General features: G+C 36.9%; 22 protein-coding genes and 4 pseudogenes. 10 read left to right on the top strand and 16 right to left on the bottom strand.

Features of this window, described 5'->3' with window-relative positions; genetic code table 11:
• Positions 1–165: 165 nt before the first annotated feature.
• Entirely contained in the window at positions 166–1338 is a 1173-nt protein-coding gene (locus AC5WOC_RS02590) for an MFS transporter (RefSeq protein ID WP_496053821.1), read from the top strand.
• Between the two features lie 12 nt (positions 1339–1350).
• Here the strand turns inward: AC5WOC_RS02590 and AC5WOC_RS02585 are convergent, their stop codons facing one another.
• Positions 1351–1746: a winged helix-turn-helix transcriptional regulator gene (locus AC5WOC_RS02585; RefSeq protein ID WP_496053820.1), complete on the bottom strand. Its 396-nt coding sequence runs from the start codon at positions 1744–1746 to the stop codon at positions 1351–1353.
• Positions 1747–1968: 222 nt separating this feature from the next.
• Between AC5WOC_RS02585 and AC5WOC_RS02580 the strand changes: the two genes are divergently transcribed.
• From AC5WOC_RS02580 to AC5WOC_RS02570, 3 genes and pseudogenes are all read left to right on the top strand, one after another.
• Positions 1969–2109: a hypothetical protein gene (locus AC5WOC_RS02580; protein WP_496053819.1), complete on the top strand. Its 141-nt coding sequence runs from the start codon at positions 1969–1971 to the stop codon at positions 2107–2109.
• Positions 2110–2255: 146 nt separating this feature from the next.
• Positions 2256–3179 carry a tyrosine-type recombinase/integrase gene (locus tag AC5WOC_RS02575; protein ID WP_496053818.1) on the top strand — a complete coding sequence of 308 codons (924 nt, stop codon included), beginning with the start codon at positions 2256–2258 and terminating at the stop codon, positions 3177–3179.
• Positions 3170–3383: pseudogene (locus AC5WOC_RS02570) on the top strand (Tn3 family transposase); the annotation flags it as partial. The gene AC5WOC_RS02575 and the pseudogene AC5WOC_RS02570, both read left to right, overlap by 10 nt.
• A gap of 160 nt (positions 3384–3543) precedes the next feature.
• On the opposite strand, the gene AC5WOC_RS02565 reads toward AC5WOC_RS02570, so the two are convergent.
• Complete coding sequence (locus AC5WOC_RS02565) at positions 3544–4911, bottom strand: serine hydrolase domain-containing protein (protein WP_496053817.1); 1368 nt, start codon at positions 4909–4911, stop codon at positions 3544–3546.
• Positions 4912–4969: 58 nt separating this feature from the next.
• Positions 4970–5602 carry a TetR/AcrR family transcriptional regulator gene (locus AC5WOC_RS02560; RefSeq protein WP_496053816.1) on the bottom strand — a complete coding sequence of 211 codons (633 nt, stop codon included), beginning with the start codon at positions 5600–5602 and terminating at the stop codon, positions 4970–4972.
• Between the two features lie 102 nt (positions 5603–5704).
• On the opposite strand from AC5WOC_RS02560, the pseudogene AC5WOC_RS02555 reads away from it, so the two are divergent.
• A pseudogene (locus AC5WOC_RS02555) lies at positions 5705–5929 on the top strand (Tn3 family transposase); the annotation flags it as partial.
• A 174-nt stretch (positions 5930–6103) separates the two neighbouring features.
• On the opposite strand, the gene AC5WOC_RS02550 reads toward AC5WOC_RS02555, so the two are convergent.
• From AC5WOC_RS02550 to AC5WOC_RS02510, 9 genes are all read right to left on the bottom strand, one after another.
• The gene (locus AC5WOC_RS02550) at positions 6104–6430 is read right to left on the bottom strand and encodes an ArsR/SmtB family transcription factor (protein WP_496054157.1); all 327 of its coding nucleotides are present in this window, start codon (positions 6428–6430) and stop codon (positions 6104–6106) included.
• On the bottom strand, positions 6427–6852 hold the full coding sequence (locus tag AC5WOC_RS02545) for an SRPBCC family protein (RefSeq protein ID WP_496053815.1): 426 nt from the start codon (positions 6850–6852) through the stop codon (positions 6427–6429). Before AC5WOC_RS02545 ends, AC5WOC_RS02550 begins: the two co-directional genes overlap by 4 nt.
• A gap of 79 nt (positions 6853–6931) precedes the next feature.
• On the bottom strand, positions 6932–8119 hold the full coding sequence (locus AC5WOC_RS02540) for an MFS transporter (protein ID WP_496053814.1): 1188 nt from the start codon (positions 8117–8119) through the stop codon (positions 6932–6934).
• Between the two features lie 424 nt (positions 8120–8543).
• Positions 8544–8807, bottom strand: a complete 264-nt coding sequence (locus AC5WOC_RS02535; RefSeq protein WP_496053813.1) for a zinc-binding dehydrogenase — start codon at positions 8805–8807, stop codon at positions 8544–8546.
• A gap of 310 nt (positions 8808–9117) precedes the next feature.
• Positions 9118–9723 carry an NADPH-dependent FMN reductase gene (locus AC5WOC_RS02530; protein WP_496053812.1) on the bottom strand — a complete coding sequence of 202 codons (606 nt, stop codon included), beginning with the start codon at positions 9721–9723 and terminating at the stop codon, positions 9118–9120.
• 94 nt (positions 9724–9817) lie between these two features.
• Positions 9818–10186, bottom strand: coding sequence for a DoxX family protein (locus AC5WOC_RS02525; protein ID WP_496053811.1), 369 nt, complete (start codon positions 10184–10186; stop codon positions 9818–9820).
• A complete protein-coding gene (locus AC5WOC_RS02520; protein ID WP_496053810.1) occupies positions 10183–10665 on the bottom strand; it encodes a MarR family winged helix-turn-helix transcriptional regulator in 483 nt (160 codons plus the stop codon). Before AC5WOC_RS02520 ends, AC5WOC_RS02525 begins: the two co-directional genes overlap by 4 nt.
• A gap of 129 nt (positions 10666–10794) precedes the next feature.
• A complete protein-coding gene (locus AC5WOC_RS02515; RefSeq protein ID WP_496053809.1) occupies positions 10795–11148 on the bottom strand; it encodes a DoxX family protein in 354 nt (117 codons plus the stop codon).
• 448 nt (positions 11149–11596) lie between these two features.
• Entirely contained in the window at positions 11597–12937 is a 1341-nt protein-coding gene (locus AC5WOC_RS02510) for a DHA2 family efflux MFS transporter permease subunit (protein ID WP_496053808.1), read from the bottom strand.
• Between the two features lie 165 nt (positions 12938–13102).
• Here AC5WOC_RS02510 and AC5WOC_RS02505 point away from each other — a divergent pair, with 165 nt between their 5' ends.
• Together AC5WOC_RS02505 and AC5WOC_RS02500 are read left to right on the top strand one after the other, a co-directional pair.
• On the top strand, positions 13103–13453 hold the full coding sequence (locus AC5WOC_RS02505) for an ArsR/SmtB family transcription factor (protein ID WP_496053807.1): 351 nt from the start codon (positions 13103–13105) through the stop codon (positions 13451–13453).
• Between the two features lie 259 nt (positions 13454–13712).
• A complete protein-coding gene (locus AC5WOC_RS02500) occupies positions 13713–14450 on the top strand; it encodes an SDR family NAD(P)-dependent oxidoreductase (protein WP_496053806.1) in 738 nt (245 codons plus the stop codon).
• A gap of 217 nt (positions 14451–14667) precedes the next feature.
• On the opposite strand, the pseudogene AC5WOC_RS02495 reads toward AC5WOC_RS02500, so the two are convergent.
• Positions 14668–14811 (bottom strand): annotated as a pseudogene (locus AC5WOC_RS02495) (AAA family ATPase); the annotation flags it as partial.
• A gap of 228 nt (positions 14812–15039) precedes the next feature.
• Here AC5WOC_RS02495 and AC5WOC_RS02490 point away from each other — a divergent pair.
• Positions 15040–15261, top strand: a pseudogene (locus AC5WOC_RS02490) (winged helix-turn-helix transcriptional regulator); the annotation flags it as partial.
• A 234-nt stretch (positions 15262–15495) separates the two neighbouring features.
• On the opposite strand, the gene AC5WOC_RS02485 reads toward AC5WOC_RS02490, so the two are convergent.
• From AC5WOC_RS02485 to AC5WOC_RS02475, 3 genes are all read right to left on the bottom strand, one after another.
• Positions 15496–16044: a flavodoxin family protein gene (locus tag AC5WOC_RS02485; RefSeq protein ID WP_496054156.1), complete on the bottom strand. Its 549-nt coding sequence runs from the start codon at positions 16042–16044 to the stop codon at positions 15496–15498.
• Positions 16045–16295: 251 nt separating this feature from the next.
• Positions 16296–17360 carry a M42 family metallopeptidase gene (locus AC5WOC_RS02480; RefSeq protein WP_496053805.1) on the bottom strand — a complete coding sequence of 355 codons (1065 nt, stop codon included), beginning with the start codon at positions 17358–17360 and terminating at the stop codon, positions 16296–16298.
• Complete coding sequence (locus AC5WOC_RS02475; RefSeq protein WP_496053804.1) at positions 17353–18012, bottom strand: YneB family resolvase-like protein; 660 nt, start codon at positions 18010–18012, stop codon at positions 17353–17355. The genes AC5WOC_RS02480 and AC5WOC_RS02475 overlap by 8 nt, the downstream gene beginning before the upstream one ends.
• 55 nt (positions 18013–18067) lie before the next feature.
• Between AC5WOC_RS02475 and AC5WOC_RS02470 the strand changes: the two genes are divergently transcribed.
• Complete coding sequence (locus AC5WOC_RS02470) at positions 18068–18256, top strand: DUF896 domain-containing protein (RefSeq protein ID WP_496053803.1); 189 nt, start codon at positions 18068–18070, stop codon at positions 18254–18256.
• An 80-nt stretch (positions 18257–18336) separates the two neighbouring features.
• Positions 18337–18660, top strand: coding sequence for a transcriptional regulator (locus AC5WOC_RS02465; RefSeq protein WP_496053802.1), 324 nt, complete (start codon positions 18337–18339; stop codon positions 18658–18660).
• Positions 18661–18756 lie beyond the last annotated feature (96 nt).

Below are 18756 nucleotides of genomic sequence, written 5' to 3'. Positions count from 1 at the left end.
CCTCTTTTCTATTGATTTTGATCAACTTACTTGCAGTATGAATTCAATTGTTAACAAAGAAAAGAAGGCACTTTTCCGTTCCTAGGAACAAAAAAGTGCCTTCTTTTTCTTTTCAAATCTCTGTTTGATAATGACTGTAACTAACCAAAACAACGGAGTGATCTTATGAACAGCAAGAGTGATAGAAATACTTTTATACTGAGTGTAGTGACATTAAGTATGGGCTCCATCTTAGTAGTTTCTTTGATGTATGTAGCCATTCCTTTATTACTTATTCTAGGGAGTGAATTTCATGCTACGCCAAATCAAACCGTTTGGGTAAATAGTATTTATGGAATTGCTTATGCAACTGGTTGTTTGGTATTTGGTATCTTCTCTGATCGTTTTCATCGCAAATCAATCTTAATCATTGGTTTGCTTGCGTTAGCAGCCACTACTTTTGCGGTTAGCTTCAGCCAATCGCTGGAACAGCTCATTGCTCTTAGGATTCTACAAGGAGTAATTGCTGCTTCCGTCCCTATCGTTTCCATTGCTTACATCAGTGATATTCTTTCTATATGTTATCGACCTTTAGCCATTTCGATTCTGAGTAGTAGTTTTTTGTTAGCTGGGATTTTAGGACAACTATATGGACAAGCTATGGGAACTTGGCTTGGTTGGAGAGAAGTTTTTATCTTTCTAGCCATTGGTTACTTGCTAATCGTATTTTCTTTTTTCTTTCTCCCAAAGGGAGTAATGCCCACTAGAGATCACTCTTTTCTAAAAGTGATGAAACAAATGGTACAGGTTTTTAAAAATCCCTCCCTTATGCTCTCTTTTTTCATTACGGCAATCATTTTTTCTAGTTTCGTTACGATGTATTCAGGCTTGGGGTTATTTGTACAGGAAAAGTTTGAGATTGGAAATCAAGGTTTAATGTGGATTAGAATAGCAGGTATACCAAGCATTTTACTATCCCTTTTAGCAAGTTCATTTATAAAACGCTTTGGAGCGAAACAAGTTTTAATTGCAGGTTTATTTAGTTCAGGGGTAGGGTTAACCATAGAAGCACTAACAGAGTCGATTCCGATATTGGTTATTGCCAGTATGGTTTTTGTGATGGGAATTTCTATTTCCAATCCAAGTGTGATTGTAATTGTAAGTGAATTAGGGGGAGAGGCACGTGGGAGTGCAGTAGCATTCAATGCTTTTTTTGCTTTTGTTGGTGCTAGCTTTGGCTCTCTACTAGCTGTGTATATTTCTTCTTTTTCATTGTTATGTCATTTGCTATCCTTGATTCTTTTGTTGGCTATCATTATCACCTGGAATTTTATTCGAGTCAACAAGATATCATCATAAGAAAACCTAACATCAAGTCGTTGATCTCTTAACGATCGATGTTAGGTTTTCTTTTTCTGATGTTAGGTTTTCTTTTTCTATTGTTTGCTTTTCTATCAATCGTTCGCCCCAATCACAAAGAGCTTGTAGGACAGGCTGTAGTGTAAGACCCAGATTTGTTAACTCGTAGACGACTTTTAACTGTGTTTCATCGAAAACAGTTCTTGTGATAAGACCATCTGCTTCGAGCTCGCGAAGGGATTGTGTAAGCATTTTCCGGGTAATGACAGGCATTAATCTCATTAATTCACCTGATCTTTTTGGTCCATGTGTTAAGTGGCACAATGTGATGGTTTTCCATTTTCCACCTATAATATCAAGTGTTACTTCTGCAGGGATATTGTATTGGTTGTTTATAAGATTAGCCATTCGTGAATCACCTTCCGATTCTTGTATATATAGTCATACAAGTTCGATATCCTCTACCGTATGAACCCTCACAATGATCATTTAGCTGGATAGTAGGGCCCTAGGAACACTTGAACCAAAAGCTAGTTTTAGTGTTGTCTTTTACATATCCGCTAAGGTTTCCGATAAGCTAAAATTATCATGTCCGCTAAGGTAAGTCAATCTATTTTGGGGGGTGAAACCATGTCTTTATCTTTTCATATTTCTACTCAAGCAGAAGGTTGGATTCAACGATTTATTTTTGATCTTCGTACAAATGAAGATCTGAATGAAAAAACGCTTTCCCAGTATACAAGTGATCTTCGGTATTTTAGCCATTCCTAGCAGGCGATGTGGTGCGTTTTCATATCCGCTAATGTTAATTAACGGATATAATTATGATAAATTCAGGTTCTTGATGTCCGATAAGGTTTTAGATAAGATGAGAATAACATGTCCGGTAAGGTAATTCAACATAAAGAGGTGGAATCATGCGCTCATCTTTTTCGATTTCTTCCCAAGCCGAAGACTGGATTCAGCGATTCATTGATGATCTCCGAACACGAGAGGATTTGAATGAAAAAACGCTTTCCCATTACGCCAGTGATTTCCGTCATTTTACGGAATGGGTGGAGGGATCTTGGAACACAGGACAAGAAGATGAATTATCATTTGATCCTGCCAAAATCACTACGCCGACTATCATCCGGTATCGAGAATATATGCAAACCGTTCGTATGTTAAAGCCAGCTACCATCAACAGGCGCTTAAATACGTTCAAGCGTTTCTTTCATTGGGCAGTAGAAAATGGATGGATCTCGATGAATATCTCTCGTCCGGTAAAATTAGTTCCTGAAGAGAAGACCAGTCCAAGGCAAATGACTGATCAAGAAGAAGCAGCCCTAGTAGCAGCCGTTCAAAAGCAAGGGACACTTCGAAACCATGTTTTGATTTTGCTGATGCTGCATACTGGATTGCGCTCGATGGAGGTTTGCAACTTGACTCGGCAAGATGTTCAGTTAGGAAAAAGAAGTGGTATTCTGATGGTTCGTTCCGGTAAAAGAAATAAGAATCGGGAAGTTCCTTTGAACGCGACGATCCGAACGGCATTGGAAGAATATTTGCCCACTCTAACAGAGGAAAATACATATCTATTTCCCTCGGAAAAAACAGGCCAACGCCTGGGAGAGCGTGCGCTTCGCTATTTGCTACAAAAGTATATGCGGTTGGCTAAATTAGAGGGATTCAGTGCCCATGATCTCCGTCATCGTTTCGGTTATGTCATGGCAGAACGTACTCCGTTACACCGTTTGGCACAAATCATGGGCCATGATAGCTTAGATACAACCATGATTTATGTCCAAGCCACACGCGCCGACCTGCAAAAAGAGGTTGAGAAAATCGCTTGGCAATAATAGTCAATCAAAATTGTTTAGTTTTGATTAATACTCTTATGATACAAGAAGTACTATTGGAAAATAATAAACAACTACTACAGGAAATTAGAGCCAGAAGACTATCGGGCGTTGACTCCATTGATCTATGGTCATGTAAATCCCTATGGAACGTTTCAATTAAATATGAATCAGAGATTATCTTTAAAATACATTACAGCTTAGTGAAAATACACAGTTATTTGTTACTTATCATTAGCATATAGTGATTTAGCATTTTCCTAATTCCTAATGATCTCTTTAAAAGGACAAGTGGATTTATTTAACTTTTTTATCTCGTGTTCTGATTTGCACTATCTCAGTTGTTCTTCCTATAGATGCTAAATTACTTAATCTTTTGAGCGACTCGCATACCAAGTAAGACGTATTCAGTTCCATCTGGAAGAGTAGAGAACACCACAGGTAGCCAATTCTCACCAAAGGATGCAGCGAATACCGTATCGGATATTGGTGTGAGGTTCGTCTCTAGCGGAGGTGCAAAACCTTTCATACCATCAACGAATTTCCCCACAAAATGTGCTTTGTTGTCTTGTTCTGTGATGGAGATAACAATGCCTTCTCGCTTGTAAGTACCGATAAACCGTTTGAAATCTACAGAGATAGGTTTTTTTGGTGGTGAGAAGGAATCTGGTATTCTCACACCTACAAGCTCATCTAGAAGTTCTTGAAATAAGGAAGTATAAAGCTGTTGCGCACCTCCACCATTCGTCAACAAAACGATTGCAACTCCTGCTTCTGGTGCTACACGTAAAAAACCATACTGTCCGATTGTAGCACCATCATGGCCGAATCCAAAAACACCATCCCAATCATACAATGCCCATCCTAATCCCCAACCATCAGAGCTAAACGTCCATTTATCCACGCAATTGACTTCACGTGTTTGCATTGCAGACACCATCTCTGATGCCAAAAGTTGAGTTCCATCAGAAGCAATTCCTCCATCTAAATGCATTTTTGCTAATCGAACAATATCTGCAGCAGTAGCACAGAGAACACCACCATAAGGGCCAGATGAACGAGGTAATGGATTCCAAGTTAAACATGGTTCTGGATCTTGCCCTGGTAATCCTAAGTGACCCATTGCTGATCGAAATCGCAGGACATCTTCTGGTAATGTAACGGTATGATCTAGTCCAAGTGGAGTACACAATCTATCCTTAAGTGCATCGTCCCAAGTTTGTCCTGTTACAACCTCAATAATACGTCCCAACACGTTGTATCCAACACTGCTGTAGGAAATCGCCATGCCTGGTGGACAATCCAAAGCTATGTTTTTGCTAGCCTCTATATAACGTGCTAAACAGTCGTCTCCTCGACCTGTATCATGGGTAAAATCACAGGTTAAACCGCTCGTATGGCTGAGTAGTTGTCGAATAGTGATGTTTTTAGTAGCAATCTTATCCGCGGTTTCAAACCCTGGTAACACATTTATAACGGGTTCATCTAAGTCTAATTCACCTGATTCAACCAATTGCATTACTAGTGTTGCTGTATGAATTTTGGTTATCGAACCCACCTGAAATACAGAGTCTGTCGTTACACTTACACCAGTTCCACGGTGTAGTACACCACTAGCTAATTCGTGTATTTCATCGTCCACAAGTACCGCCAATGATGCACCAGGGACATAATTATTAGCACGTAACTTATCGAGACGATTTTGCCAATGAGCAAGATCGAAATCAGTCATGTTGTTTTTCTCCTTCTTGTTGACGTTCATATTTTATAAACCAATCGGTTAGAAGTAATCATGTAACACTTTTCAAAAGTGCTTGTATGCCAAAGCAAAATTGTTGATCTGGATTCCACTGTTCAATATCTGCTATCGAATCATGGAGAATGGGGTACTTATTTTCGGGGAGATTCTGCCACAATTCTGAATGAGACTCTTTCTTTACGCTAGAAAATAGAACTGTGCCCACATCAAGTAGCTCGTGACCAATAATAAAACCAACCATACTATTTAGTACATAGATCGCTTGAGTTCCACGTATATTTCCACGATGGAGTGTATCCATGAGGCGTTCCAAAATGGACAGGGATGCAGGAGTTCGTAATGGACGTGATGCAAATAAAGGCATTACACGTGGATGTTCACGTAGAACTTTACGAAAGTTATGTGCAAAAACCCATAATTCATCATGTGGCGATGAATCTGATATTTCTGAGAATGGTACTTGTAATAAAAGAATTTCAATAACTCCATCAAACAACTCTTCTTTATTTGCGATGTGATTATAAAGGGACATCGCTTCCACACCTAATGCTGCTCCCAGTTTTCGCATACTTAAACTTTCTAATCCTTCTTGATCTATCAATTGTAAAGCAGCTTCTAGTACCTTTTGCCGAGTTAGTGATCGTTTACGATCTATTTTTTCCATAGATTCTTCTCCTTTGGTGGTGTTTCACCCGTAAACTTACATTGTAAATTTACAATGTAAGTTTACAGTGAATAAAAAATTTTGTCAAGTCAATTAAACGATAATCACTTAGTAGCTAATTGTCTCATCTTTTACAACGTGTTTGCATTAACACGAATTTTACATGAATATCACCAAGAAGGTAACGAATTGGATGAGGAACTATTAAGTGAGATAAGTCCATACATTACAGCTAATGTGAATCGTTTTGGCAAGTATGGACTTGATCCTGATCGACAACCACCTGATTTACAATTTGACATGCCAATTTATCAAGTTGCTAATTAACGCAAAGGATATTAAGATGCAATAAGCTATTAATATTCTTTTCAATTGGAATATATTTGCAAATGGCCCCGTATTTCGCTTTTGGCTGCCATACCCCTACATGAATCGCTCCACCAAGAGGAAAAAGAAATAAGAAAAAACCTCCATATTTTATGGAAGTTTTTCAAAAAGTGCTCATTCCCCATCTTTTTCAAGCAAGTATTGTAACTTAGCAAGTTTGTTATCCCAAAACTGTTCAAAATAAGCAAGCCAATCTTTTAATTCTTTTAGATTCTCAGCTTGAAGTTTGTATCGCTTTTCCCTACCTGATTTTCTACTATGAACTAGATTAGCATCATATAAAATGATTAAATGTTTCGAGACTGCCGTTCTACTTATGGCAAAATGACTACTAATTTCAGAAATAGGCATCTCTTTTTTGGAGAGCAAAAATAATAATTTTCTTCTAGTAGGATCAGCGATAGCTTGAAAAATGTCCGCTTTTTCAGCTTTAGACACTATTCTTCCACTACCTTGTGTAGACTAGAATTCAGTAAAACGCTCCAGCCATCACTCATCGTTTTACGAATTACTTCTTGTTTTTGTTTTGCTTTTGGAACAATATCGTTTGGACCTTTCCATCCATCATGTATAAGAGTGAATTCCGTTTTACCATCTACTTCCTTTAAAGTGAAAGTAACTATCCACCCATCTTCGTCCCAGGAAAAAGAAAGCTGGTTCGGTGGATCATAAGCTAACACTTTACACGGAGATGGACCGAATGGAGATTGAATATGAAACGTATGGCCTATGATTGGTTGAAAATCATTCGGCATAAACCATGAGGAAATTCCTTCTGCTGTTGATACTTTCGACCATACTTTTTTGATTGATGCATCGTATATTACGGTTTTCGTTATTGCGGATAGAAATGCCTCTGACACAAAAATACCTCCTTAAATATAAAACCAACTGGTTGCATAATGAATTATATAAAACCAATTGGTTTTACGTCAATGAATCTCATTTTCCACTTTCTGGTTCTGGTTTGCTCTCTTTTCCCCACAAGCCGACTACTACCAAAGCAAGAAAAGTTGCAATCCCAAACAAGAGAAAAATAGTAGACACACTTGTATGAGAAGCGACAAGATAACCGATTAGAAGCGGCCCGATAATTCCGCCAATTCTTCCAAAAGAAGCAGCCATTCCTGCTCCAGTTGCTCGTATTTCATCAGGATACTGTTCTGGAGTATAGGCATATGTTGCTCCCCAAACACCCAGATGAAAATAGGATAAGAAAATTCCAGAAATAAGTAATGCCATTTGTGTATCTGCATTTCCGAAAAAATAAGCACTAATTGCTGTACCTAATAAAAAGATCACCAAAATTGGTTTTCTCCCTATTTTCTCAATCAACCAAGCTACCGTAAAATAACCAGGTAATTGTGCGATGGTCATAATCAATACATATTGAAAGCTCTTAATCAAAGTAAACCCTTTTAATACCATGACACTCGGAAGCCATAGAAATAGACCATAATAAGAAAATACGACACAAAACCATAACACCCATAATACAATGGTTTGCCGTCGATAAGGCTTTTCCCATACTTTTTGGATCTGATTCCAAATACCCACTTGCTTTGATCTAGCCTCTACTATTGGATCATCGGGTAGTTTACTGCGGAGATAAAGGACATAAAACGCCGGTAAAGCTGTTAATATCATGGCTGTCTGCCATCCATACTTCGGGATAATAAAGTAGGAAATAATAGCCGCCACTAGCCATCCGACTGCCCAAAAACTTTCCAATAACACGACCGTTCTTCCTCGTTTGTAATCTGGGACAGATTCAGAAACAAGCGTAGTAGCCACAGGAAGTTCCCCTCCCAAACCCAGTCCAATCACAAATCGAAAGACCATAAAAAGCCAAAGTGCAGTTGTAAAAGCGGTTAACCCACTGGCGATTGAAAACAATAATAATGTGATCATGAATACAGGTTTCCTGCCAATTCGATCTGCCAACAATCCAAATACAAATGCTCCCACTGCCATACCAATGGAATTGATACTCCCGATCCAACCGATTTCCTCTGGATTAAGATTCCACTCTAATTTAACTGCTGCAATGATAAAAGAAAGTATTCCTACATCCATAGAATCAAACAAAAAACCAAATCCAGCCAGCCAAAGCAGCTTCCGATGAGACATGGTAAGACCTCCTTTGAGGTAAATGCCATACACTTGAAATATTTCCCATTATCTTTAATTGTAAACTATTATTTTGTTCTTTATATGAATGGTATATAGGATAAAAATATTATGTTTATGATTAGAAGGAAGTCACCGAGGATAAGAGAACACCATAATTTCCTTGAAAATGAAGTCTGCTACGTGTAAATTTGCAGACGATTACAAGCCATACAAAACCATAATGGCTTATTTTTCTTAAAAGCTTGCTTCATAAAATGAACTACTTTAATCAGTGGATTGCGAATCGATGGAGCTATGAAATCGACCATCATAAATATAGGTCGTAGATTTCATTTAAATTGAAAAGTTAGCTCCTTCTTCTATTTATGGGAAGAAGCTTGAGAAGACGGTGACGTTTTACTAAGACTAGAATACGATTTGATTAATCACCAATATGAAGTACAATTCTTCCCCACCTATGCCCAAGCTGGCTCAGTTCATGAGCTTGTTGAACTTCCTGTAAAGAGTATGTTTTAGCAATGACAGCTTTGACTTGTCCTTGATCCGTTAATTGTGCAATAAATTGTAGAAGTTTAGAAGAGAGGCCACAGAAAGTCCAACAACCGTTTGACTGTTGTGGAGAATGCTTTCGATTTTCGAAAAGGTAGATTTGAAACTCATTGAATTCTATGTCCCTTTTTTTCATCCTTAGCCCCTTTTTTTTGGATCTTTTTCTCCTATTGGGGGTAGCGTCAGGAAAATGCGGATTTACAACGTTAAGGAAATTCTCATATTAAAAAGCCTAATTTCTCAGCATTTTTTTAGAAAATTTTAAGTTACTCCATTAAAGCGCCCGATTGTTGAATATCGTTATTGAAGTAAAGACCCCATTAGTTTAAGTGCAATTATTCACAATGTTATTATCAAGTAAACTGACACTGTAAATAAAAAACGAATATCAAACACTACTTTTAGGTAGTATATGATATTCGAATTCCAGTTCAATATATATTTGATTATTTTCTTAAAGCTTTTAATGCACCACTCCAAGCAACAACTTGATCAAGCATTTCATTTACATTATTAAGGTGCAAGTCAGCTGGTTTAAATGTAGTATAGTTTTCAAAGTCAGTAAATAAGGACAATGTAGGATGTACTCGAACATCAGCAATCATTAATTCACCCATGATTCCACGTAAATGCTCAGCAGCACGAGCTCCACCAGTTGAACCATAACTCACGATACCTGCTGCCTTATTATTCCAGGATTCACGAGCAAAATCAATTGCATTTTTTAATGCTCCTGTAATGCTGTGGTTGTATTCTTGAACGATAAATACGAATCCATCCAAGCTGGCAAGTTTTTCATTCCAAGCTGCAATTCCTTGTTCGGTTCCATCGGTTGTTCCTAAAAAAGGTAATTGGAAATCAGCAATATCTACAATTTCAAAATTTGCTTCATCACGTTTATCAGCAATTTCTTTTACCCATTTTCCGACTTGAGGACTTAAACGACCTTGACGTGTGCTACCTAAAATAATCCCGATATTTAATTTGTTATTTGACATTTTTTCTTTCTCCTTTATAGTTGAATTTCCAAATAATTTGGATAGAAACCCCATATTAATAACTACCTATTATTTTTTTAAAATCTATTTTATAAAGAACTTTTGATAACAAGTATGAACCTTGTACAATAAAAACCAAAGTTCTTTTTCACAGGTTTTTACTTAAAGTTCCTGTTCTTTTTCCAAGTAAAACAACCAGACTTAAGAAAAAAAAGACCAAGGCAGGCATAATTAATCCTATACTTTGTCCAGCCTTAAAATGTGAAAACACAGCACCAGCCATCAGTAATACGAGTCCATACGAAGCTAGAATAGCAATTCTTTCTTTCCAAAATCCAACCAAAAGTCCAATTGCCCCTAATACTTCACAGAAACCTACAAAATACATGAATCCTAACGGATAACCAAAACCTTCAAATGTTTGAACTTGCATGGCATTTCCTGTTAGCTTCATTACACCAAAAGCTGCAAAACCAACCACAAGTAATCCTTGAATAATACGAATAACCCATTTCATTTCTTTCTCCTCCATGTTTTATTTGTTATTTTTTGTAAACTTTGTGCACCCATTCCTATTTTCTTTAATAGATAAATTAACTGCTCTTTCTCTTCTTTAGTTACAAAAGATAAATTTTCTGAAATGGTTGCAACGTGTTTCGGGAAAATCTCGTCAAATAATGCTCTTCCTTCTTCTGTTATGACCACATTAGAAGCCCTTCGATCATTAGGATTTGGTAGTCTTTCTACTAACCCTTTCTTTTCTAACTTATCTACTACATAAGTGATACTTCCACTAGGAATAGAGAACGTCTCACTGATCTTTTGGACAGGATGTGGACCTTTACTGTAAAGCAATTCAAGGATCATAAAATTTTCCCGACTAATATTATGACTTTCAATATCTCTCAGCATATTTTCAGTTATAGCTTGGGAAGTTTTCATCCAAACACGAAACAACCTCAAATCCAACTGACTTTGTTCATCTCCTTGATACATTCATCGCACCTCCTATTACGATAATTTTAAAAATTTAATTTAGGTTATCTTGGTTTTTTGTATAGTTTGCTTGGTCCTGTGGTTTAATAATTTTAATATCCATAATAATTTCTCCTTTATGTTAATGGCTTAAAGCAATGATCCAAAAGTTGTAAGTAATACAATTAATCCAAGAATGAATAAAACAATCGGCATCATCATTTTGCTTACAGGATCTTTAATTTTGATGTGTGTGAAAATTGCCCCAAGCATTGTCCCAACAATAAATAAACCACCCCACGCAGCTAACTTATCATTCCAAATACCTGAGATAACTAATAATGCTGCAATAACTTCAACCAGACCTGTAAATATCCTAAAACTTCCTGGATACCCATAACGCCCAAATTCATCCACCATTTGCTTTGAACCAAACTTCATAAACCCAAACATTAGGAATCCTAATCCTAATATGACTTGAAGAATAATTGATAAAAGAGGCATTTATTTTTCTCTCCTTTTATCCTAAAGTTATTTATCCTAAACTTAGTGCTTTTTTATCCTAACATTAGGATATATTTTATGTCAACAAAAAAACAACCCAATTTATGGTTATTGGGTTGTTTTTTTGTTGACTATTCAAATTGTTTCTTATTAACCTGCCCCGTTACTTTAGTGAAATTTTTCACAATTTCTTCATTCATTCCAATTTCCTTTAGACGTGATGTTCAACACTCTGGCTCTTTAATGGAGTACGGAGTGATTATTTGTTCCCTTCCGATAGCTTTCTATATGTGGTTGTTACTTCTACTTGGGGGTCGTCTTTGACGCTTGGCTCCTTACTTCACAACGATCCCACATTCTGAGATTTCATACCATCCACACGTCCTTTAAAAAATGTTTCCAGTATGCTCTTTCTTTTGATTTTTTGCACCAGAACTCAATTAAACATTCATTTATTTTTTATTGTGGTAGCCAAAATCACGCCTAACAGAGAAAGAACAATTAGAACAGAAAAAGTAAAATGAAAAGCATGTGTCCAAGCTGTCAGATGGGTGCCATTTCCTATGCTTCGATAAGTTCTGGTTAAAATCGTTGTTAACCCTGCAATGGCAAAGGAAGACATAACTTGTTGCATCGAACTGGATAAAGAACTTACTCGACTCACTAAATGTTGTGGAGCAACTTTCAATAAATTTGTACTTAGCGGCATCATACAGAATGACATACCAATTGCTTGGAAAATAAAAGGAAGTAAAATGAAACTTAAAGTTGTTTGGGATGAGACTTGAGAAAATAAATAGTCTGCTACCGCTAAAATTACTAAACCAATGATAGCTAAACCACGAACTCCAAATCGATCATAAAGACGTCCACTAAACTGCATGAATACCTCTAAAATAACAGCATAAGGCAACATAATCAATCCGGTTTCAAATGGATTTAAACCTTTAACTACTTGCAATAGTTGGGGCACTAGAAATTGTGTTCCGACATGTAAAATAATTACGAACCACAGTACAAAAATGTTTTTTGTGAAATTAGCTGACTGTAAAACACGCAATTCTAATATGGGATGCTCCGTTCGTAATTGGGTTACAGCAAATGAGATCAACGCAATGATTCCTACTGCTAGTCCCCCGATAGTATAGATTGATTCCCAGTTTGTTGCTCCGAAGTTAATTCCATATGATATTCCAGTGAATGCTATTGGAGCAAGGAATAAACCGATTATATGCAATTTTGCTGCTGTTTTTCTTTGGAATTTAGGAAGTTTTTGCATACCTATCAATAGACCAATAACTCCTATGGGTACATTAATAAGAAATACCCAGTGCCAAGAAGCTGATTCTACTAAAATACCAGAGAGTACAGGCCCTAGCGCAGGTGCCAACATATTTGGGATGCTAACAAACGCCATTACTGTTCCGACTCTACCAGATGGGCTTAGTTGGTAGATCATTGCGAAACCAATTGGTATAACCATCCCACCACCTAAACCTTGTAAAATACGAAAAGTAATTAATTGATCAATACTTTGTGCAAAGCTACATAAAAGAGAACCAATGGAAAACAGGATAATGGATATAAGAAATATTCGCTTGGCTCCCCAGCGATCAGATAACCATCCTGCTAGAGGGATCACAGCAGCTTGAGCTAAAATATATCCAGTAATGGTCCATTGAACAGTAGTATAGGAACTGCTTAATTCTTTGATCAGGTTAGGGATCATAACATTCATGGCTGTACCATCTAAAAACACCATGAACATCCCGATTACGATTGCAAACAATTGTCCCTAAATTGGCTTGATAGATAAATTCTCGTCTGCAGGTATATCTGACAATGAAGTTGTTGTCATAAGAGTACCTTCTTTTCATTTCGATTTTTTTTGGAATGATCAAATGATATACCAATTTTTTTTGGAATGTCAATCAGTTTGTGATATACTTCTCTTATGGAAAATAACTTTTTAGCATTTGCAAAAAAATCAGCGGCACTAGGTGATCCAATTCGTTTGGAAGTTCTAAACTTAATTGCTAAAGGGCATGATGATACTTGTGAGTCTCCACCACATCCAGAATATCCACAAGCAATTTGCCCCTACTTAGATATTCATAAAAAGTTAAAGGATATTTCACCATCAAAATTGTCTTACCATCTCAAACAATTGCGCGAAGTGAATTTAATTAAGGAACATAGAAAAGGAAAGAGGGTGTACTATTCTATAAACTCTTCGGTTCTCATTCAATACTTAGAAGAAATGCAGAAAAATTTCATTTCCGAAAATTGGCATATACGATTGTGACTGAAGAGGCATAAGGGTATGTACGTCGACGATTTGTACATTTTGAAATAAGTTATGGATTTTATTTAATAAAAAGAAATTGCTCTAGGATGTATTTGAAAACAAATCATTGCGTCAGTTTGAAAATAGAAGCAATATAAAAAAACGCCAACAGACACGGCTTATTTGTCATAAAACATAGCAATTTACGGAAATGCCTCCATTTATGACGAATTTAGCGAAAACTTCAAAACTTATAATAGTAAAGGGAACGATAGAGATGAAAAACAAAGTGGTTTTTGTGACTGGTGGAACAAGTGGGATAGGAAAAGCAGCTGCTATCACCTTAGCAGCAAAAGGTGCCACAGTTGTAATCGGAGCTCGTCGAGAAAAAGTGGGACAAGAAGTTGTTAATGAGATTCAAATGAGTGGTAACAAAGCAGAATTCGTCAAATTGGATATTAGTCAGGAAGAAAATGTGAAACAAGTTATTCAATCCATTATTGATAGACATGGAAAACTTGATCTTGCAGTAAATAATGCGGGTATAGCTCAGTTACCCACCCCTTTGATTGAGACCAAAATGGAGGTTTTTCAAAATGTGTTACAAACAAATGTACTTGGTACATTTTTATGTATGAAATATGAAATTCAACACATGCTGAAAAACGGAGTTGGGGCAATCGTTAATGTCTCTTCCATCACAGGGGTTAAAGCTCTTGCTTCATCTACAGCATATTCAGCATCAAAATTTGCAATCGAAGGGCTCACCAAATCAGCTGCTTTGGAAGTAGCTTCTCAGAATATAAGAATTAATTCAATTGCTCCAGGGCCAACCAAAACAGAAAAAGCGGAACAACTAGACGAAACTCGTCTCACTCATTTAACCAATATGATTCCAATGAAACGAATGGGTACGTTAAAAGAAATAGTCAACGGTATTTTGTGGTTATTATCCGATGAATCCTCGTTTGTTACAGGTTCCACCCTTGTAGTAGATGGTGGAGCTACGCTTTGATCTATTCTTCAACTAGACGTAAGAGCTGAAAAAAGAATGACAAAACCTTTGGTACTACTTATAACGATCCTTGATTTTTCAGACACTGCGAGGTGCCTGATGTAAAAATCAGATACCTCGCAGCCAGTTAATTGAAAGATAAGTAAAATCATCACGAGAAAAGAAAAATCATATGAGACTACAAATGACATTAAAGATTCGAAACGACAATATCAATTGAATAGTATCGAGAGGACAAAGTCTTACCCACACCAGGTAAACCATTACAAATACCAATGTACTTATACTTTATACAAGCATCACAAAATTCAGCAAACCGTTTATATTCTTTGGTTTCAATAAACTTTTTGGGTTTATTCATTGAAATACCTCTGATTTTACTAAGCAAGGATATATCAACTTGATAACTCATCCAATAAAAACGAAGTACAGTAAAGAGCTTTTCGAAGCACGAAGACAACTTATTGCAGAGGATGGTTTTTTCAGACCACTAAGTTAGGCGATTGCTGAAATCATAAATAAGTATGTTTGCTATGGGAACAATATCTTTAATTGATATGGGATGTGGTGAGGGTTCTCACCTATTGGTGATTTGCAAAGGTCTTTAAATGGAATTAGTCCTAGAACTCTGTCGCTGCACTTAAAAGAGTTAGAAAATGAAGGAATTATAATACGAGTGATTTACTCCGAAATTCCACCACATGTGGAATATTCTCTAACAGAAAAAGGTCAGACTCTTCGTCCCATTTTCGAGGCTATGAAAGATTGGGGGAATACATGGGATGTGTTAGGGATTAGGAAGAAAAAATGACAGCGGACAATTACTCGTAGAATTTGGCCATTTTTGTCCAACACCTGAAAGGTTCAATAAGACCTTATCGGATATCAAAAGCCTATTTTAGTAGATTCATATCTAATGGTAGGAACCCTGTCACTGAGCCTTCTACCTTTAATTTGTAATTAACATAAATTAATCCACAAGAACATCTGTGTGGATCTCACCTTATTTATTATTACTAATGAATAGAGTAAAAAAAAGCAGCTGTCAGCTGCTTTTTATCATTTCTAGGATTTTTTTATTCCACGTCTCCGCATTCTCCAATGCTCGTCGATCGTTTTGAACTTCTTCTGGTTTTGTTCCTTGTCCGATGAGATATCCGATCATATTCATATTCATGAAATCAAAAATGTATTGGAATTGCTGAACAAGAGGAAGTGCCTTGATATGTATTCGATCTCCGCCAACTATCAATACAAATGCTTGTTTTTTTGCCATTTCCCCGCGAAAATCGATTGTTTTATCTCGTAAAGACTGTGACCAACGATCAACAAAATTTTTCATCAACCCAGACATGCCATACCAATAAAGAGGAGTAGCAAATAAAAGAATATCATGTTCCAAAACTTGTTGAATGACGCTTTCGTAATCATCATGAACTGCATCAAATCCATTAGGTTCATGCCTTTGATCGATAATTGGGTTGATCTGATATTCGTTTAAATACAAATGAGAATGATCGATATCTTTCAGCAAAACATTAGTAAGAAATGCTGAATTTCCATTTCTTCGAGAACTCCCATTGATAACAAGCATTTTCATTGAAATCCACCTTTCTTTTCCTTATCTTATGTTTCCTTTTTTATTATAATGGTAACTACAGGGAAAGTATTCAACAAGAGAAAGCGGTTGGTATGATGCCAAAACACGGAGTGAAAGACATTCTTTACCGACCAAATCACATCAATGACATGAAAAAGTATTGTGCCAGATGTAAAAAATGGCTTCATTTCAATAGAAGCTATCAGCCCCGAAACAGATGTCCGAGATGCGGAATATTCATTTGACTAGTATTTCAGAAACGAATCCATCGTTGTTTTATCTAATCTTTTCGCAATGGCTTTTGCAAATGCTTCTGCCGCTTCGATATCATCACGATCGACAATTGTTGTATGCGAATGAATATAACGACCGCAAATGCCAATGGCTGCGGATGGAACCCCTTCTCCAGATAAATGTACAACCCCAGCATCTGTCGCACCTTTTGATATAAAGAATTGATAAGGGATTTGTTCGGTTTCCGCGATATCCAATAGAAAATCCCGAACTTGGGGATGAGTGATCATCGATCGGTCGTAAATACGAATGAGCACCCCTTTTCCTATCTCACCAAATGCATCTTTTATACCCGGTGTATCACCGGCAGGGCCAACATCCACTGCAAAGAAAACATCTGGTTTGATCAAATTTGCAGATGTATTTGCTCCTCTAAGACCAGCCTCTTCTTGGACAGTTGCTCCTGCATATAAGGTATTAGGCAGTCTACTCCCCTTTAATGAGCGCAGTAATTCCACGATTAAGCCACAGCCAAATCGGTTGTCCCAAGCCTTAGCTAGTATTCTTTTTCCGCTCAATAAGGGAGTGTATGGACTCACAGGAACGATTGGATCTCCTATAGATATTCCCCATTCATGAACTTCTTCTTCACTACTTGCTCCTATATCAATAAACATTGAATTAATATCTGGACCTTTTCCCTTTTTATCTTCTGGTAAAAGGTGAGGAGGAACTGATCCGATCACACCTGTCAGACATTTTCCGGTTTGCGTCATAATTTCTACCCGTTGTGCAGGAAGCACATTTGGACTCCAGCCGCCAAGCGTTTGGAAACGTATAAAACCTTTGGGGGTAATTCGAATAACCATGAAGCCGACTTCGTCCAAATGACTAGCGAATAATACTTTCGGTTCTCTGGACAATCCACGCTTCATGCCAAAAATACTGCCTAAACGATCTTGAATAATTTCATCTGCGTATTGATTCAAGAAATATCGCATGTGGTTTTGTGTTTTTTTCTCAAAACTGGGAGGACCAAAAGCTTCTGTAAACGATTGATATAAATTGTCATCCATTTTGTAATTCCTCCTGTTCTGCTTGCCATTCCTTGTATCTTCTATGTACTGTTGCTCGAGATACGTCAAATCCAAATCCCTTTAAAGTCGCAGAAATTTCCTCGTAGGTGAGCTTCTTTTGTTTCAATGCAACAATCTGTTCGATAGGAACTTCTTTCTTTTCTCTTCCTCCCAAACCCTGGTTCTTTAAATTTTTGGCTGGATTATAGCCTTTTTCTTTTACTGCTCGTTTCATTCCCCAACTAATCTTTTGATTCATCATTTTTCTTTGCAGCTCTTCTACTTTAGAGATAATATGTAAAACAGTCGATTCTCCTGCGTCTAGCGCTAATTCACCGCCATGCATCTTACAGTATATACGACATCCAGCTCGATGCAATTGGTGAATCACAGCCAATTTAGCCTCGCCTCGACCAAGTCTCGTATCATCTTGAACGAGAACAGCATCTACTTTTTCTTTTTTTATCATTTCTAACATTTGGTATAATCCTTCTCTGTTCAAATCATATCCACTATGCTTTTCCTGTATCCTTTGTAATACATTCATATTTAACTCATTCGCCCATAAAGACAACTCCTCCTGCTGCCTCGCTAAACTAGAATCTTGTGTGTGTTTTTGTGTGCTTACACGTGTATAAATGATAGCATTCATCTTTTCCGTTTCCTTCCTGCTGCTCTTCTGGTACACTCTTGTTGAAGGAGAGTGTATGATCGTGATAACACCTGAATTAATTGCGCGTATTAATTATTTAGCAAATAAAAAAAAGGATGTTGGATTATCTGAAGAAGAAGTAAAAGAACAAAAGGAACTTAGAGAAATTTACTTACAAGGTATTCGGGCACAGATGCATGATCATCTGTCTCGGATTAAAATAGTAGACGAGGATGAAAAGTAAAGATAATCTAATTATACCAAAAAACCGGTATTTTTTTCCTCATCTGATTTGCAAACTGGTTTAAAGAGGTGAAAGAAAAGATGATGCCTTTTCAAGAGATGGCAAAATTAAATAAATTGATTCATGAACCTGCAAGGCTAGCTATCATGAGCGCATTGGAAGCATGTTCGATGGCAGAATTTTTGTTTTTACAAGATTTAACGGGACTCACCAAAGGAAATTTATCAAGCCATCTCTCCAAATTGGAAAGAGCAGAATACCTTCTAATCAATAAAAACTATATTCGGAAAAAAATTCCGCAAACAACTATACAGATAACACATGAAGGTGAAACAGCATTAAAAGCATATTGGGAGCAATTAGACAAGATTCGTGAAGTAACAAAACAATGGCAAAAAACATAGGAATGAAATCCTATGTTTTTTATTTTAAGAAAAGAAGTATTTATTGGTTCGCTTTAAGTAAGGGTGCAAATTCGTTTTCTGATATAAACTGCGTTG

It is taken from the genome of Shimazuella sp. NTD247 (assembly GCF_059510415.1).
Note: the sequence above shows the minus strand (reverse complement) of the source record. Positions and strands in the feature narration are given on the sequence as shown.